We start from the raw sequence: 17508 nt of genomic DNA on the forward strand, positions 1-17508 counted from the left end.
AGTGTGTAGCTCGGGGGCCGGCTCATCCCCCTGTTGGGGGTGGCGACCGCGACTGGCCTGATTGGGCGAGCCGCTGTGGACTGTTTGTCCGAGCAGTGATTCTGGTGATAAGAATAGGCTCGCCGCGCCGGCAGAGGATTGCGAAGATTGCTCAAACAAACATTACTTGCGCAATTTTTAACCCTGGATAGATAATCTGCCGCAATAGTTATGACAAAGGCCTGATTGATGAGCAAACTCGACCGATACGACCTGAGCATTTTGGCGGAATTGCAGCGTGACGCGCGCATCTCCAACCAGGAACTGGCCGAGCGCATCGGCCTGTCGCCTTCGCCTTGCTCGCGGCGGGTCAAGCAACTGGAAGACGACGGCTACATCACTCGCCAGGTCGCCTTGCTCGACCGCAAAATGCTCGGCCTGAGCCTGACGGCTTACGTACTGATCGGCATGGACCGTCACACGCCGGAGCGGTTCGAAAATTTCGAAGCGGCGATTCGTACCTTGCCGCAGGTGCTGGAATGCAGCCTGGTGACCGGGATGGATGCCGACTATCAGCTCAAGGTGGTGGTGCCAGACATGGACCACTATCAGAAATTGCTGCTGGGGCATCTGACGCGGATTGAAGGCGTGACAAGCGTGCGCTCGAGCTTTGTGTTGAACCAGGTGCTCAACAGCACCGAATTACCCCTGACTCACCTGCGCAGCTAAGCCGCTCTTCTGTAGGAGCTGCCGAGTGCAACGAGGCTGCGATCTTTTGATCTTGTTTTCAAAAAGCAAAATCAAAAGATCGCAGCCTGCGGCAGCTCCTACAAGAGCGGATCGGGCGACGAATAGCCGCGGCACACCGACACAGGTCAATGCCCCGCCAATCCCCCTTGGCGTATACTCGCCCCCGCCCTTTTCGCCCCGCTCGCGCTGGAGATGTTCGATGGATCCTGCAGTATTTGAAGAATGGATGATGACCGGCCTGGTCACCATCCTGATCATTTTCATGGGTTTCATCGTTTGGGACCTGGCGAAGAAGTCCAAGGCCGGCAAGTTCGGCACGCTCATTCTGTTCTTTGTGCTAGGCCTGGGGATTCTCGCGTTCATCATCAAAAGCGTCGTGATCGCGTACATCGAAAACGCCTCATAAACGCGCCGGCACTTCCTTCCACTGGCCCTGATCGAGCCCCTCGATCGACCAGTCGCCGATTCTGACCCGCACCAGCCGTAGCGTCGGCAAACCGACTGCGGCGGTCATGCGTCGCACCTGACGGTTGCGCCCTTCGCGAATCACCAATTCCAGCCAACTGGTCGGCACGCTTTTGCGAAAGCGCACCGGCGGATTGCGCGGCCACAGCTCGGGCTCTTCAAGCTGTCGCGCCTCGGCCGGCAAGGTCATGCCGTCGTTCAACTCGACGCCATCGCGCAGGCGTTGCAACTGTTCCGCGCTCGGCTCGCCTTCCACCTGCACCCAATAGGTCTTGGCCAGTTTGTGCTTCGGATCGGCGATCCGCGCTTGAAGCTGCCCGTCATTAGTCAACAGCAGCAAACCTTCGCTGTCGCGGTCCAGCCGTCCTGCCGGGTAAATCCCGGGAATCTCGATATAGTCCTTGAGCGTCGCCCGCCCTTCGCCGTCGCTGAATTGCGTCAGCACATCGAAAGGCTTGTTGAACAGAATCAGCTTCGGCTCGGCCGGTGGCGCCTTGGCGACACGGCGCGGGGCTGATGGCGGGTTACTCGCGCCAGGACGGCGAGATGCAGGACGTTGGGGACGGGACATGGCAAAGAGAACATCTAGCGGTCAGGGCTGCTAATGCTAGTGCCCTGACTGCTAAATGACCATGACAACCGTTAGCGGAACGGCGGCTCGTCGAAGCTGCGCAATTTGCGCGAGTGCAATGAGTTGAGTTCCGTGCGCAGCAGATCCACTGCCTCGATGCCAATCTTCAAGTGTTGGCTCACCGCACGCTCGTAGAACGCGTTGGCCGAGCCCGGCAGCTTGATTTCACTGTGCAACGGCTTGTCCGAAACGCAGAGCAGCGTGCCGTACGGCACGCGCAAGCGATAGCCTTGCGCAGCAATGGTGCCGCTTTCCATGTCCACTGCCACGGCGCGCGACAGGTTGATCAACGGGCGTTCCTGAGCCCAGCGCAGTTCCCAGTTACGGTCGTCGTAGGTCAGCACGGTACCGGTGCGCAGGCGTTTCTTCAGTTCGTCGCCCTTCTCGCCGGTGATGTTGGCCGCCGCTTGCTGCAACGCCATCTGCACTTCAGCCAGGGCCGGAATCGGAATGTTCGGCGGCACGACCCGGTCGAGAATCCCGTCGCGGCGCATGTAGGCGTGAGCCAGCACGTAGTCGCCGATGGTCTGCGACTGACGCAAACCGCCACAGTGGCCGATCATCAACCAGCAATGCGGACGCAGCACCGCCAAATGGTCGGTGATGTTCTTGGCATTGGACGGGCCGACGCCGATGTTCACCAGCGTCACACCGTGGCCGTCGTTGGCAATCAAGTGATAGGCCGGCATCTGGTAGCGATGCCAGACCACGCCCGCCGCAATGGCCGACGCCTCGCCGTGGTCCATGCTTTTTTCGATGATCACGTTGCCCGGCAATACCATACGCACAAAACGCGGATCGCTGCGCAACTGCTCCAGGCCATGGACGATGAACTGGTCAACATAACGGTGGTAGTTGGTCAGCAGAATCCAGGGCTGCACATGACGCCAGTCGCTGCCGGTGTAATGCACCAGTCGGCGCAGGGAAAAATCCACGCGCGCGGCATCGAACAGGGCCAACGGCAGCGGATCGGTGTTTTCCCAATCGTACAGACCATCGGCAATGCCATCGGTCGCGGCCGACAGGTCAGTACTGGGGAACACCCGCGCCAGCACGGCGGCGGTAACGCCGGAGCCGGCCAGTTCATCGCCCTGCTCGACCACGTACGGATAAGGAATGTTCTGCTGGCTGATGCCCACTTCTACCGTCACGGTGAAGTCGTGCATCAAGGGCACCAGTTGTTCCAGCAGATATTTACGGAACGCCGCCGGATGGGTGACGGTGACGCTGTAGGTTCCCGGCAGCTGGACCTTGGCGTAGGCGCGCGTGGTTTGTGGGACTTCGCCCTGGCAATGGTAGGTCAGACGCAGTTCAGGATAACGAAACATCGCACGCTGTTCGGCGTCCGGCTCAACACGGTCCTTGAGGTAACGCTTGAGCGCCTGATTCAGCGCGGTGGTTGCACGATTGTGCAAGAGCGCAAGCCGGTCCACGGCTTGCTCGGCGGTTTGAACGATAATAAAAGCTTCGGTCACGATCAGCATCCTGTGTTCTGACTTGCAGGCCTTCATCTTGCCTGCATCGTCGCTTCACGGGAACAGTGAAAAAAGATCGCAGCCTTCGGCAGCTCCAACACAGGCACCTCATACACCTGTAGGAGCTGCCGATGGCTGCGATCTTTTAGCTATTCAACAGCCCTGCGGAGTCGAGCGCGCCACGATCGCTTCCACCTCCAGCCCGCGTGGCAACGCGCCATACACCCGGCCGGCGGAACCCAGGCGACTGGCAATAAAGGCATCGCTCACCGCCGCATTACCCGCTTCCAGCAACAGCTTGGCTTGCAGCCCCAAGGCAATGTCTTCGGTCAATTGCCGGGCGCGGTATTGAATGTCGCTGGTGTCCTTGAAAGCGGCCTGCAATTGATTGATGTGCGCGGCCAGGCGCTTGTCGCCATGGCCATCACCCAACTCGCTGAACAACACCTCCAGCACACCCGGCTCTTTCGACAAGGCCCGCAGGACATCAAGGCATTGCACGTTACCGGAGCCTTCCCACGTCGAGTTCACCGGCGCCTCACGGTACAGGCGCGGCAGGATGCTTTCTTCGACATAACCGGCGCCGCCCATGCACTCGGCAGCCTCGTTGATCATGGCGGGCGCGCGTTTGCAGATCCAGTATTTGCCCACCGCAGTGACCAGTCGCGCGAACTTCGCCTCGTGCTCGTCATCCAGGTGATCCAGCGCCCGGCCCATGCGCAGGCTCAAGGCCAGCGCCGCTTCGCTTTCCAGGGCCAGGTCGGCCAACACGTTCTGCATCAGCGGCTGTTGGCTGAGCAATTTACTGCCGACGGTGCGATGAGCGCAGTGATGGCTGGCCTGGGTCAGCGCCTGACGCATCAGCGAACTGGAACCGACCATGCAATCGAACCGGGTCATGGCGACCATTTCGATGATGGTCGGAACGCCCCGCCCTTCTTCGCCCACCATCCACGCCAGCGCGCCACGAAACTCCACTTCGCTGGAAGCGTTGGAGACGTTGCCGAGTTTGTTCTTGAGCCGCTGAATGTAGAACTGATTGCGCGTGTCGTCCGGGCGATGGCGCGGCAGGAGGAAACAGGTCAGCCCTTTGTCCGTCTGGGCCAGGGTCAGGAAGGCATCGCACATCGGTGCCGAACAGAACCACTTGTGGCCCACCAGTTCATAAGCCTGGCCCGGACCGCTGGCACCGACCGGATAGGCCTTGGTGGTGTTGGCCCGAACGTCGGTGCCGCCCTGTTTCTCGGTCATGGCCATGCCGATCGTGACGCCGGCCTTGTGGGCCATGCCGACGTTGCGCGGGTCATATTCGGTAGACAGGATTTTCGGCAGCCATTGCTCGGCCAGGTCCGGTTGCAGGCGCATCGCTGGAACGCTGGCGAAGGTCATGGTCAACGGACAACCGCTGCCGGCTTCGGCCTGGCTGTGCAGGTAGGTCATGGACGCGCGGGCGACGTGGGCGCCGGACTGCGGATGGGCCCAAGGCAAGGAGGTCAGACCGTGCTCGACCGCCGTACGCATCAGCTCGTGATAAGCCGGGTGAAACTCCACCAGATCAATGCGATGGCCATAACGGTCATGACTGCTGAACACCGGCTTGTTTTGATTGGCCAGAAACCCCGCTTCCATCAGAGGGCCGCCGGCCAGTGCGCCATACGCATCGATTCGCGACTCGGCCCAGCCGGCCCCGAAACGCCGCGACCACTCCTGCAACGGCAAGTCGATGCGATACAGATTGGTGCCGTCCAGCGACGGTGGCTGGTTGGTGACTTCGTGGGTTTCGGCGAACTGATGCAGGTTCATGACGGGGCTCCTTTGGTCAGCCAAGGGATTTCAGTTAAGCACCGCTCCTTGGCCGATCAAAGTGTCATACCCGCCTAACTGCCGGCGCTTTCACCCTGTTCCGAACACAGCACCCGTCGATAGAGCGCTGCCTGCAAATCCTCGAATTTCACCGGTTTGCTCAAGTAATCGATCAGCGCGCCGGTCGGACAACGCTCGCGATCCGCGCTCAGCGCCACCAAAAACACCGGCAATTCGGCGCAGCCTGGCAAAGTGCGGATCTGGCAGCACAGGGACACGCCGTCCACGGCTGGCAATTGACAATCAAGCAGCACGGCGTCGAACGCCTCACGTTGCAGATAATCCAGCGCAGCGGTGCCGCCGGCGGCGGTGCGCACCCGAAACCCGAGTTTGAGCAGCATCCCGCGCATCACCCACTGGTTGACGCCGCTGTCATCCACCAGCAGCACCGTGCAGTCCTGAGGCAATCGCAGGCGCGGAAACGCCCCCGTCATAAAAGGCGTTTGCACCCGCTCGATCACCGGCAGTTCGAACTCGACATCCAGTTGGAAGCGGCTGCCGCTTCCCGGTTCGGAGCGATGAGTCAGCCGCCCGCCGAGCAATTCGACCAGTTGCCGACAAATCGCCAGGCCGACACCCAGGCCGCCGTACTCACGGGTCATCGAGCCATCGAGCTGGAAGAAGCGCTGATACAGCGTCGCCTCCCCCAGATCGGTGAAGCCGATGCCGGTGTCGATCACGGCAAACGATAGCGCCAGACGATTGTTTTCCAGAAGCTTGCCCGTCACCCGCAACGCCAGACCGCCAACCTTGGTGAACTTGATGGCGTTATCCAGCAGGCATTCCAGGCATTGCGCCAACTTGGCACTGTCGCCGTGCAAGCGATCCGGCAACCCCTGTGTCACCTCGACCTTGAAGTCCAGCGACTTGCTCGCAGCATTGCCCTGGAACTGCAGGCGCAACGCTTCAACCACGCTACGCAAACTGAAGGTGGTCGCCGAAGCCTTGAGCTTGCCGGCCTGCAGTTCGGTCAACGTGAGGATGCCATTGACCATGCGCATCATGTCCCGTGCCGAACCTGCGGCGGTTTGCTGATATTGCTCCAGCTCCGGGTCCATCTCCACGGTCTGCATCAGTTCCAGCGAACCGATCACCCCGTTCATGGGGGTGCGCAGTTCGTGGGTCAGCGTGGCGAGGAATTCATCCTTGAGCTTGTTGCTGTGCGCCAGTTGCTGGTTGAGCACTTCCAGCTTCTGGCCGGCATCGAACAGGGTCTGCGCCTGCTGCTCACGCATGGCGTTGATGCGGTCGGCCAGCGCCAGCGACAGCAACGCGACTTCGATCGCCGAACCAATCTGGCTGGAATACATGGTCAGGAACACATTTGGCAGGTAACCCAACACCATCAGCGTGTTGATGATGCCGCCGAGTAAAAACGCCGACCAGGCAATAATGAAATATCGCGCCACGCGCAAACCGCGCAGCCAGGCAAAAATCCCCGCGGTGAAGATGACCACGGTGAACGTCAGCGCCAATGCCGTCGCCAGTCGCAGGGCCAGGGCGTAACTGGTCATCAACGATAAGCCGACCACCAGCGCACCGAACGCAATCAACGCTAGCAGCAAGCGGTCAAGCCAACGACTGTGAGTGGCCGTCTGCAGGAAACTGCGGGCGAACTGGCTGCCGAACAGCCCCGCACAACCAATGAAGAACGGCGTCGCGGCGTTGGCCCACCAGGGATTGTCCGGCCAGAAATATTGCACGGCCGCGCCGTTCACCGACAACTGATACAGACCGAACGAGGCGATGTAGAAGATGTAATAGAGGTAACTGGTGTCGCGCACGCTGAGGTAGATGAACAGGTTGTAGACCAGCATCCCCAGCAACACGCCATAAATCAGCCCCAGCACGTAGAGTCGAACCGGCTGCTCTTCGAGGTACGCGGTGCTCGACCACAACGTGACCGGAGCCTGGATCGAGCCTTCGCTTTGCAGGCGCAGGTACACGGTCTGCATCTGGCCAGGGGTGAAATTCAGATCGAACAGGTAATTGTTCTGGCGGATCTCGCGCGTGGCGAATGGCAAGGCATCGCCGGTCTGTCGAACTCTCTGATAGTCACCACCCGCATTGGGCAAATAAAGATCAAGGTGGTCGAGAGGCGGATAGGCCAATTCCAGCAGCCAGCTGCGTTGCACAGCCGGGTTTGTCGGGCGGTATTGCAAATCGATTTTCAGCCAGAACGCTGAACGCGAGTAACCGGCGTTGAGGGTGTCTTTGTGGTGGGGCTTGAAGTTTCCAGCCGCCGCTTGCGCACGGATATCCGCGATGGTCGCCTGACCACCCGCGTCTTCGAACACTTGCAGGGTTCGTCCCAAGGGAAGGCTTTGAGTGAACTCATCGAATTCGACAGCACTCGCCATAAGGGGCAAATACAACAGCAACATCAACAAATAGCGCATTGAAGCCCCAGCGTGGCCTTTCCGGTTGAGTCAGGAAGCCCCCCATTCCTTTTGAGTAGACGTAAAACCGGCAGACCTGTTATTGGTTTGGATCCACTCTAGCATAGCCGTTGATGGCCTTTGAACACCATCGAAACTTTTCCCACAAAGGCTCTAGGACGGGCGTTCCAGCGCCAGCCATTGAGTTAGAGCTGTTGACCCGCAAACACCCCATACCCTGTAGCAGCTGCCGAAGGCTGCGTCCGGCTGCGCAGCAGTCGTAAAATCAGGCACTGCGGTGTTTCAGGTGAATTGTGGATGCTGGGTTTACGACTGCTGCGCAGCCGAACGCAGGCTTCGCCAGCTGCTACAAAGTCCCTGTCATGACTCGCTGGTCGACTGGTGGTAAGCTCGCGCACCATGAATATCTACAGCTCTCGCCCCGTTGTCCTCTGTCTCTCCGGCCACGATCCAAGTGGTGGCGCCGGCTTGCAGGCAGATATCGAAGCCCTGCTCGCCCAGGGATGTCATGCGGCCCCGGCCGTCACCGCCCTGACCGTGCAAGACACGGTCAACGTCACTGACTTCCGCGTCCTGGACCGTGAGTGGGTGTTGGCCCAGGCCAACGCCGTGCTCAACGATTCCGAAGTCGCCGCCGTCAAACTGGGCATGCTCGGTTCCCTGGAAATGGTCGACACCGTCGTCGAACTGCTTTCGGCGCACCCGCATCTGCCAATGGTCTGCGACCCGGTGCTGCGTGCCGGTGGCGGCGGACGACTGGGCAAGGATGAAGTCGGCTACGCCATGCGCGAACGCCTGCTGCCCCTGGCAATCATTGCCACCCCTAACCTTCCTGAAGCCCGCATCCTCGCCGAATTGCCCGACGGCACCGCGGACGAGTGCGCTGCAAAACTCCTGCCGTACGTCAAACACCTGCTGATCACCGGCGGCCACGGCGATGAACACGAAATACACAATCGCCTGTACAGCCGCGACGGCCTGCGCGAAACCTACACCTGCCAACGCTTGCCCGGCAGTTATCACGGTTCGGGTTGCACACTGGCCAGCGCCCTCGCCGGCCGTCTGGCCCAGGGTGAAAATCTCGTCAGCGCCGTGCAGACCGCGCTTAACTACACGTGGCGCACCCTGCGTGATGCCGAACAGCTGGGCAAAGGCCAATTCGTGCCACGCCGCCTGCCGCTGGACTTCTGTTCGTAACTTTCTTTTAGCACTGCGGTGAGGCTTGTCCGATGAAACTACGTGGCCTGTACGCCATTACCGACAGTCAGTTACTGGCCGGTAAATTTCTTTCGTACGTGGAGGCGGCGCTGGAAGGCGGCGTCACCCTGCTGCAATACCGCGACAAGAGCAGCGACGAGGCCCGCCGCCTGCGTGAGGCCGAAACCCTGCGCGATCTGTGCGAACGCTACAAGACCCAACTGATCATCAACGACGATGCCGAACTGGCCGCGCGCCTCAACGTCGGCGTCCACCTGGGCCAGACCGACGGCCCACTGACCCCGGCACGCGCGTTGCTCGGTCGCCAGGCGATCATCGGTTCGACCTGCCACGCGCAGCTCGAACTCGCCGAGCAAGCGGCCAAGGAAGGCGCCAGTTATGTCGCGTTCGGTCGTTTCTTCAATTCCAATACCAAACCCGGCGCACCGACCTGCAGCCTCGAACTGCTCGACCAGGCCCGCAGCAAACTGCACCTGCCGATCTGCGCCATCGGCGGCATCACCCTGGACAACGCCGCCCCGCTGGTGGCGCACGGCGTCGACCTGCTCGCGGTAGTCCACGGCCTATTCGGCGCCGACAGCACTGCTGAAGTGACACGCCGCGCCCGCGCATTCAACGAATTGTTCAAATCCTGATTTTTGAGAGCCCGATCATGTCTCGTTCCGAAACCCTGTTTGCCAATGCCCAGAAACACATTCCCGGTGGTGTGAACTCGCCGGTTCGCGCGTTCAAGAGTGTTGGCGGCACGCCGTTGTTCTTCAAGCACGCGGAAGGCGCCTACGTCACCGACGAAGACAACAAACGTTATGTGGATTACGTCGGCTCCTGGGGCCCGATGATCCTCGGCCACAGCCATCCGGACGTGCTGGATGCGGTGCGTAAACAGCTTGAGCACGGCTTGTCATATGGTGCGCCGACCGAGATGGAAACCCAGATGGCTGATCTGGTCTGCTCGATCGTGCCGTCGATGGAAATGGTGCGCATGGTCAGCTCCGGTACTGAAGCGACCATGAGCGCCATTCGCCTGGCCCGTGGTTTTACCGGTCGCGACAGCATCATCAAGTTCGAAGGCTGCTACCACGGCCACTCCGACAGCCTGCTGGTCAAGGCCGGTTCCGGCGCCCTGACCCAAGGCGTGCCAAGTTCGGCCGGCGTGCCGGCGGCCTTCGCCAAACACACGTTGACCCTGCCGTTCAACGACATCGACGCGGTCGAAACCATGCTCGCCGAAGTGGGCCAGGAGGTGGCGTGCATCATCGTCGAGCCGGTGGCCGGGAACATGAACTGCGTGCCACCGGCGCCGGGCTTCCTCGAAGGCCTGCGGACCCTGTGCGACAAGCACGGCGTGGTGCTGATTTTCGACGAAGTGATGACGGGTTTCCGTGTGGCCCTCGGCGGTGCACAAGCGCACTACGGCGTGACGCCCGACCTGACGACCTTCGGCAAAATCATCGGCGGCGGCATGCCGGTTGGCTGCTTCGGCGGCAAGCGCGAAATCATGTCGTGCATCGCGCCACTGGGCCCGGTCTACCAGGCGGGTACGTTGTCGGGTAACCCGCTGGCGATGGCGGCTGGCCTGACGACGCTGCGCCTGATCAGCCGTCCGGGTTTCCACGCCAAGCTGAGCGACTACACCAGCCGCCTGCTCGATGGCCTGCAACAGCGCGCCGATGCCGCGGGCATTCCGTTCGTGACCACACAGGCCGGCGGCATGTTCGGCCTGTACTTCAGCGGTGCCGACGACATCGTGACCTTCGATGACGTGATGGCCAGCGACGCAGCCCTGTTCGGCCGCTTCTTCCACCTTATGCTGGAGGGCGGCGTGTACCTGGCGCCGAGCGCATTCGAAGCCGGCTTCACCTCGATCGCGCATGGCGAAGCCGAGTTGAAACTGACGCTGGATGCCGCCGAGCGTGCGTTCGCTGCCTTGAAATAATGCCGGGCCGCTGACGTTGGCGATTGCCAGCGTCAGCTTTCACCTACATCTGCGTCCTGTTTCCTACTCATCTGCCAATAAACTCCCGCAAAGTGGGCGATATATTCCCCGCGCAGCAGAAAAACGAGTAAAGACTTTGTAAGGTTGGCCCTGCTTATTTCATAATGCGCGCTTATTGGATCCCCTCGATGGGTCCGCGCGCCCTTCAGAGGTAAGTCGATTCCCATGAACCGCACCGGCCGCGCCCTTGCATTGGGCTGCCTGTTGCTCCTTCAGCCCTTGCTCGCACAAGCAGGCGGCAACTCGTTGTTAATCCCAGCGATGGGTCGCTGCACCCTCAATACTCAGCCGCAAGACTTGGCTCAGGCGCTCGCCGCCTGCCAGAAAGCGTCGGATGAAGGGGATGCTCAAGCGCAATACGAGTTGGGTGAATTTTATTACGACGGTAAAAACACACCGCGCGATCTCAATAAAGCCCTGAGCTACTTCGAAAAAGCCTCGCTACAAGGCCATGCCCAGGCACAGTTCAAACTCGGCACCATGTTTTTCCACGGCGAAGGTGTACCGGCCAATAACATCCAGGCTTACATCGTTCTGAAAATGGCGGCGGTCAATGGCGCGGAAGACGCGCTGGATACCGCTGACGAAGTGGCGGAGAATATGCCTCGCGAAGAACTTGAGATAGCGACTCAGGTGCTGGGGCAAATCTTTCGTAAATACCTGATGGAATTGCAGAGCGCCGATGGGCGTACGCCGTTCTCACCGCTTCCCTGATTTCTGCATTGTTCTGAATGGCCCCTTCGCGAGCAAGCCCGCTCCCACATTAGACCGAGTCCTTAAGTTGGAACGCGGTTAAATGTGGGAGCGGGCTTGCTCGCGAAGGGGGCAACTCGGTATAGAGGCCTACTTCTCAGGCATCGGCATCGGGAACGGCATGACATTGCCGACCGCGCCACGGGCTTCGCTGATTTTCGGCGTGCCCAGACGCTCGACTTCGTCGATGCGCACGATCGAATGCATCGGCACAAAACTGCGCACCACGCCTTCAAACTGAGCCTTGAGCTTCTCTTCGCTCGGGTCGACGACCACTTGCGTGCGCTCGCCAAAGACGAACTCTTCCACTTCCAGGAAGCCCCACAGATCACTTTGATAGATCTGCTTGGCGTACATTTCGTACACCTGGCCCTGGTTGAGGAAAATCACCTTGTAGATTGGGGCTTCACGTTTGGTCATGGTCGGCAGGCAACACATCGGGGATAAAAATGAGGGCGCGAACTATAGCATAGCCGCCGGACGCGCAGCGGTAGGAACCTTGGGACATGTTCCCTATAATGTGCGGTTCTTTGAATCACGTGATGACTGTATCCATGGCCAAGAAGCTTTACATCGAAACCCACGGTTGCCAGATGAACGAGTACGACAGCTCGCGCATGGTCGATCTGCTGGGTGAACACCAGGCCCTGGAAGTCACCGCTCGCGCTGAAGACGCCGATGTGATCCTGCTCAACACCTGCTCCATTCGCGAACGCGCCCAGGACCGGGTGTATTCCCAGCTCGGACGCTGGCGCGAACTGAAACTCGCCAACCCGGACATGGTGATCGCGGTCGGCGGCTGCGTCGCCAGCCAGGAAGGTGCGGCCATTCGCGATCGCGCCCCGTACGTGGACGTGGTGTTTGGCCCGCAAACCCTGCACCGCCTGCCGGAAATGATCGACGCCGCGCGCGCCACCAAGCTGCCGCAAGTGGACGTCTCGTTCCCGGAAATCGAAAAGTTCGACCACTTGCCCGAGCCACGCATCGATGGCCCCAGCGCCTATGTGTCGGTGATGGAAGGTTGCAGCAAGTACTGCACATTCTGCGTGGTGCCCTACACCCGCGGTGAAGAAGTCAGCCGTCCATTCGACGACGTGATCGCCGAGATCATTCACCTCGCCGAACACGGCGTGCGCGAAGTGACCTTGCTGGGGCAGAACGTCAACGGCTATCGCGGCAGCACTCACGACGGTCGCCTGGCGGACCTCGCCGAACTGATTCGCGTGGTGGCCGCTGTCGACGGCATTGACCGGATTCGCTACACCACCTCGCACCCGCTGGAATTCTCCGACAGCCTGATCCAGGCCCACGCCGATGTGCCGGAGCTGGTCAAACACCTGCACCTGCCAGTGCAATCGGGATCGGACCGGATTCTGTCGGCAATGAAGCGAAACCACACTGCGCTGGAATACAAGTCCAAACTGCGCAAACTGCGGGCCGCCGTGCCAGGGATCTGCATCAGCTCGGACTTCATTGTCGGTTTCCCGGGCGAGACCGAGAAAGACTTCGAACAGACCATGAAGCTGATCGAAGACGTCGGTTTCGACTTTTCCTACTCGTTCGTCTACAGCCAGCGCCCGGGTACACCGGCTGCCGATCTGCTGGACGAAACGCCGGAAGCGCTGAAAAAGGAACGCCTGAACGCGCTGCAACATCGCCTGAATCAGCAAGGTTTCGAAATCAGCCGACAAATGGTCGGCTCGACCCAACGGATCCTGGTCACCGATTATTCGAAAAAGGACCCCGGCGAGCTGCAAGGCCGGACCGAGAACAACCGGATCGTCAATTTCCGCTGCGACAATCCAACCTTGATCGGCCAGTTTGCCGACGTGCACATTGACGCCGCACAGCCGCACTCGCTGCGGGGCTCGTTGATTCAATAAAGGCAAAAAGATCGCAGCCTTCGGCAGCTCCTACAGGGATCGCATTTCCCTGTAGGAGCTGCCGAAGGCTGCGATCTTGGCAGTCTCGGAGATTAGACGTTTTAAGAGCTTTCGCACCCGAGCCTCTGGCGTTATCCTTGATTTCATCTTAATTGCCCCAGGGCGGCTAAATACGACCTTGAACGCACCCATAGAACCACATCGTTTTATCCTCGAGCCCTTTGAGGCTCGCCGCTTCGCCAATCTGTGCGGGATGTTCGACGAGCATCTGCGCTTGATTGAACAGCGCCTGACCATCGAGATCCGCAACCGCGGAAACCAGTTCGAACTGATCGGCGACCCCAAACACACCACCTCCGCAGAAAACCTCCTGCGCCGCCTGTACCGGGAAACCAAAGGTACCGAGCTGTCGCCGGACACGGTTCACCTGTTCCTCCAGGAATCGGCCGTCGAAGAGCTGGACAACGTATCCCCGTCCGAACCCTCCGTGGCCCTGCGCACCAAAAAAGGCATGATTCGCCCTCGCGGCTTGAATCAGCTGCGCTACGTGAAGGAAATCCTCGGTAACGACATCAATTTTGGCATCGGCCCTGCCGGTACCGGCAAGACTTACCTGGCAGTTGCCTGTGCGGTAGATGCGTTGGAACGCGAGCAGATTCGCCGTATCCTGCTGGTGCGTCCGGCCGTTGAAGCAGGCGAAAAGCTTGGCTTCCTGCCCGGCGACCTGTCGCAGAAAATTGACCCGTACCTGCGTCCGCTCTACGACGCACTCTACGAAATGCTCGGCTTCGAACACGTGGCCAAGCTGATCGAGCGCCAGGTGATCGAGGTTGCGCCACTGGCCTACATGCGCGGTCGCACGCTGAACAACAGTTTCATCATCCTCGACGAAAGCCAGAACACCACGGTCGAGCAGATGAAGATGTTCCTGACCCGGATCGGCTTCGGCTCCACGGCGGTCATCACCGGTGACATTACCCAGGTCGACCTGCCGAAAGGCACCAAGTCCGGGCTGCACCATGTGATCGAAGTGCTGAAAGATGTGCCGGGCATCAGCTTCACCCACTTCAAGCCCAAGGACGTTGTGCGCCATCCGCTGGTGCAGCGAATCGTCGAAGCCTACGAGCGCTTCGAGAATCGTGTCACCGACGAAACGCCAAAGGATAGCCGCCGCGATGCTTGAGCTTGATCTGCAACTGGCTACCGAAGCGCCCGCCCCAAGCGAAGCCGAGTTCCGCCAATGGTGCGAACTGGGCCTGCGCCAGCGCACCGCCGACTCCGAGATGACCATTCGCCTGGTCGACGAAGCCGAAGGCCGCGAGCTGAACCACACCTGGCGGCAAAAGGACTACGCCACTAACGTCCTGTCGTTTCCTGCCGATGTGCCTGACGAATTTCTCGATATACCGCTGCTGGGCGATCTGGTGATCTGCGTGGCCGTGGTCGAGCGCGAAGCTGCCGAGCAAGGCAAGGAACCAAAGGCCCATTGGGCGCATCTGGTGATTCACGGCTGCTTGCATCTGCTGGGTTACGATCATATAGATGACGACGAAGCCGAAGAAATGGAAGCGCTGGAACGAACGTTGCTTGCCGAACTGGGCTATCCCGATCCGTACGCGGACGACGAAATTGAAACATCCCCTGTCTTTACAACAAAGGATTCAGAGTAATCGCTATGAGCGAAGATCGATCGAGCAACGGGCAGAAGTCTTGGCTGGGTAAGCTCACCCAGGCTTTTGCCCACGAGCCGAAGAACCGCCAGGAGCTGCTGGAGCTGCTGCGCGACGCACACCAGAACAAGTTGCTGGACAGCGAAGCGCTGGCCATCGTCGAAGGCGCCATCCAGGTTGCGGACCTGCAAGTACGGGACATCATGGTCCCGCGCTCGCAGATGATCAGCATCAAGGCGACCCAGACACCGCGTGAATTCCTGCCTGCCGTGGTCGACTCGGCCCACTCCCGCTATCCGGTCATCGGCGAAAGCCACGACGACGTGATGGGCGTTTTGTTGGCCAAGGACTTGCTGCCGCTGATCCTCAAGGAAAACGGCGACAGCTTCAACATCAAGGACCTGCTGCGACCGGCCACTTTCGTGCCCGAGTCCAAGCGCCTGAATGTGCTGTTGCGTGAGTTTCGCGCCAACCACAACCACATGGCCATCGTCATTGACGAGTACGGCGGCGTGGCCGGCCTGGTGACCATCGAAGACGTGCTGGAACAAATCGTCGGCGACATCGAAGACGAACATGATGTCGAAGAAGACAGCTACATCAAGCCGCTGCCCAGCGGTGATTTCCTGATCAAGGCCCTGACGCCGATCGAGAACTTCAACGAGTTCTTCGACAGCGAATTCTCCGACGACGAATTCGACACCGTTGGCGGCCTGGTGATGAGCGCGTTCGGGCACTTGCCGAAACGCAACGAAATCACTGAAATCGGCCCTTATCGCTTCCGCATCCTGAACGCCGATAGTCGTCGGATTCACTTGCTGCGCCTGACTCCAATTGCCCGTTAAGGACTGACATGCTCCGCGTAACCCGCCCCGGCTGGCCCGGTAATCTGCTGGCCGTGGCGGCCGGTGCACTCACCACCCTGGCCTTGGCGCCATACGATATCTGGCCGCTGGCATTGCTGGCGGTCGGGTTCTTCTATGCCGGTTTGCGTGAGCTGAGCCCCCGTCAGGCCCTGGGCCGTGGCTGGTGTTTCGGTTTCGGCCTGTTTGGCGCCGGCACCAGCTGGATCTACTACAGCATTCACCACTTCGGTGGCGCTTCAGTGCTGTTGGCCGGTTTCCTGATGCTGATCTTCACCGCGGCGATTGCCTGGTTTTTCGCCCTGCCCGCCTGGTTGTGGGCGCGATGGTTGCGCCGCAACGAAGCACCGCTGGCCGATGCGTTGGCGTTCGCGGCGTTGTGGGTGGGTCAGGAAGCGTTCCGCGGCTGGTTTCTCACCGGCTTCCCGTGGCTCTATTCCGGCTACAGCCAGCTCAACGGCCCACTGGCCGGGCTCGCACCGGTGGGTGGCATGTGGCTGGTGTCTTTCACCCTGGCCCTGACCGCCGCACTGATCTACAACGCTTCGCGCCTGATTAAGACCGGGCGCAAGGGATTTGTAGCCGCTGGCGTGCTGCTGCTGATCGGACCGTGGGTAGCCGGCATGGCGCTCAAAGGCCACGCCTGGACCAGTCCCGCGGGTGCACCGCTGAGCGTCGCGGCCATTCAGGGCAACATTGAACAAAGCATGAAGTGGGACCCGGCGCAGGTTAACGCGCAACTGGCGCTGTACCGCGACATGAGCCTCAGCTCCAAACGCGTCGACCTGCTGATCTGGCCGGAAACCGCGGTCCCGGTACTCAAGGAGTCCGCCGAGGGCTACCTGAGCATGATGGGAAACTTCGCCGCAGAGCGTAAGTCCGCGCTGATTACCGGCGTCCCCATACGCCAGGAAGTGCGCCACGAGAAGCGCTTCTTTAATGGCATCACCGTGGTGGGCGAAGGTGACGGCACCTACCTCAAGCAGAAGCTGGTGCCATTCGGCGAATACGTGCCGCTGCAGGAAGTACTGCGCGGGCTGATTGCCTTTTTCGACTTGCCGATGTCGGACTTTGCCCGTGGCCCGGCCGATCAGCCGATGCTGCAGGCCAAGGGTTATCAGATTGCACCGTTCATCTGCTACGAAGTGGTGTATCCGGAATTCGCCGCCAGCCTCGCCGCCCGTAGCGATTTGCTGCTGACCATCAGCAACGACACCTGGTTCGGCACGTCCATTGGCCCGCTGCAACATTTGCAGATGGCGCAGATGCGCGCGCTTGAGGCCGGTCGCTGGATGATCCGCGCCACCAACAACGGCGTCACCGGCCTGATCAACCCGTTCGGCCAGATCACCGCGCAGATCCCACAGTTCGAACGCGGCATCCTGTACGGCGAAGTGGTGCCGATGCACAACCTGACGCCTTATCTGCAATGGCGTTCGTGGCCGTTGATCATTGTGTGTGTGTTGTTGTTTGGCTGGGCGCTCATTGCGAACCGGATGGCCAAGACCGTTTAAAAGATCGCAGCCTTCGGCAGCTCCTACAGGGGATTGTGTACACCCTGTA

General features: G+C 60.3%; 16 protein-coding genes. 11 read left to right on the plus strand and 5 right to left on the minus strand.

What is annotated here, in order from left to right; all coding sequences use genetic code 11:
• Positions 1 to 228: 228 nt before the first annotated feature.
• Both ACA052_RS25335 and ACA052_RS25340 read left to right on the plus strand, forming a co-directional pair.
• Positions 229 to 708, plus strand: coding sequence for an Lrp/AsnC family transcriptional regulator (locus ACA052_RS25335; RefSeq protein WP_007894448.1), 480 nt, complete (start codon positions 229 to 231; stop codon positions 706 to 708).
• A 220-nt stretch (positions 709 to 928) separates the two neighbouring features.
• Positions 929 to 1135, plus strand: a complete 207-nt coding sequence (locus ACA052_RS25340; RefSeq protein ID WP_497647293.1) for a DUF2788 domain-containing protein — start codon at positions 929 to 931, stop codon at positions 1133 to 1135.
• On the opposite strand, the gene ACA052_RS25345 is transcribed toward ACA052_RS25340, so the two are convergent.
• The 4 genes from ACA052_RS25345 to ACA052_RS25360 all read right to left on the minus strand — a co-directional run bounded on the left by ACA052_RS25345 (position 1130) and on the right by ACA052_RS25360 (position 7562).
• On the minus strand, positions 1130 to 1765 hold the full coding sequence (locus ACA052_RS25345; protein WP_497647294.1) for a pseudouridine synthase: 636 nt from the start codon (positions 1763 to 1765) through the stop codon (positions 1130 to 1132). The genes ACA052_RS25340 and ACA052_RS25345 overlap by 6 nt on opposite strands.
• A 71-nt stretch (positions 1766 to 1836) precedes the next feature.
• Entirely contained in the window at positions 1837 to 3336 is a 1500-nt protein-coding gene (amn, locus tag ACA052_RS25350) for an AMP nucleosidase (RefSeq protein WP_497647295.1), read from the minus strand.
• Positions 3337 to 3453: 117 nt separating this feature from the next.
• Complete coding sequence (locus tag ACA052_RS25355) at positions 3454 to 5103, minus strand: acyl-CoA dehydrogenase family protein (RefSeq protein ID WP_497647296.1); 1650 nt, start codon at positions 5101 to 5103, stop codon at positions 3454 to 3456.
• 74 nt (positions 5104 to 5177) lie between these two features.
• A complete protein-coding gene (locus tag ACA052_RS25360) occupies positions 5178 to 7562 on the minus strand; it encodes a hybrid sensor histidine kinase/response regulator (protein WP_497647297.1) in 2385 nt (794 codons plus the stop codon).
• Between the two features lie 399 nt (positions 7563 to 7961).
• Between ACA052_RS25360 and ACA052_RS25365 the strand changes: the two genes are divergently transcribed.
• The 4 genes from ACA052_RS25365 to ACA052_RS25380 all read left to right on the plus strand — a co-directional run bounded on the left by ACA052_RS25365 (position 7962) and on the right by ACA052_RS25380 (position 11490).
• Positions 7962 to 8759, plus strand: a complete 798-nt coding sequence (locus ACA052_RS25365; RefSeq protein WP_497647298.1) for a hydroxymethylpyrimidine/phosphomethylpyrimidine kinase — start codon at positions 7962 to 7964, stop codon at positions 8757 to 8759.
• Positions 8760 to 8791: 32 nt separating this feature from the next.
• Positions 8792 to 9415 carry a thiamine phosphate synthase gene (gene thiE, locus ACA052_RS25370; RefSeq protein WP_497647299.1) on the plus strand — a complete coding sequence of 208 codons (624 nt, stop codon included), beginning with the start codon at positions 8792 to 8794 and terminating at the stop codon, positions 9413 to 9415.
• Between the two features lie 17 nt (positions 9416 to 9432).
• On the plus strand, positions 9433 to 10716 hold the full coding sequence (gene hemL / locus ACA052_RS25375) for a glutamate-1-semialdehyde 2,1-aminomutase (protein WP_497647300.1): 1284 nt from the start codon (positions 9433 to 9435) through the stop codon (positions 10714 to 10716).
• Between the two features lie 225 nt (positions 10717 to 10941).
• Positions 10942 to 11490 (plus strand): tetratricopeptide repeat protein, encoded by a 549-nt coding sequence (locus ACA052_RS25380; protein ID WP_497647301.1) that lies wholly within the window; start codon positions 10942 to 10944, stop codon positions 11488 to 11490.
• 129 nt (positions 11491 to 11619) lie between these two features.
• On the opposite strand, the gene ACA052_RS25385 is transcribed toward ACA052_RS25380, so the two are convergent.
• A complete protein-coding gene (locus ACA052_RS25385) occupies positions 11620 to 11949 on the minus strand; it encodes a DUF1820 family protein (protein ID WP_007894425.1) in 330 nt (109 codons plus the stop codon).
• 134 nt (positions 11950 to 12083) lie between these two features.
• On the opposite strand from ACA052_RS25385, the gene miaB reads away from it, so the two are divergent.
• The 5 genes from miaB (at position 12084) to lnt (ending at position 17459) form a co-directional block, all read left to right on the plus strand.
• On the plus strand, positions 12084 to 13412 hold the full coding sequence (gene miaB / locus ACA052_RS25390) for a tRNA (N6-isopentenyl adenosine(37)-C2)-methylthiotransferase MiaB (RefSeq protein ID WP_497647302.1): 1329 nt from the start codon (positions 12084 to 12086) through the stop codon (positions 13410 to 13412).
• 178 nt (positions 13413 to 13590) lie between these two features.
• The gene (locus ACA052_RS25395; protein WP_497647303.1) at positions 13591 to 14595 is read left to right on the plus strand and encodes a PhoH family protein; all 1005 of its coding nucleotides are present in this window, start codon (positions 13591 to 13593) and stop codon (positions 14593 to 14595) included.
• Entirely contained in the window at positions 14588 to 15082 is a 495-nt protein-coding gene (gene ybeY, locus ACA052_RS25400; protein WP_497647304.1) for an rRNA maturation RNase YbeY, read from the plus strand. The genes ACA052_RS25395 and ybeY overlap by 8 nt, the downstream gene beginning before the upstream one ends.
• A 5-nt stretch (positions 15083 to 15087) precedes the next feature.
• Entirely contained in the window at positions 15088 to 15927 is an 840-nt protein-coding gene (locus ACA052_RS25405) for a CorC family transporter (protein WP_045062079.1), read from the plus strand.
• Positions 15928 to 15935: 8 nt separating this feature from the next.
• Entirely contained in the window at positions 15936 to 17459 is a 1524-nt protein-coding gene (lnt, locus tag ACA052_RS25410; RefSeq protein ID WP_497647305.1) for an apolipoprotein N-acyltransferase, read from the plus strand.
• Positions 17460 to 17508: the final 49 nt, after the last annotated feature.

Source organism: Pseudomonas sp. LBUM1644, assembly GCF_059716195.1.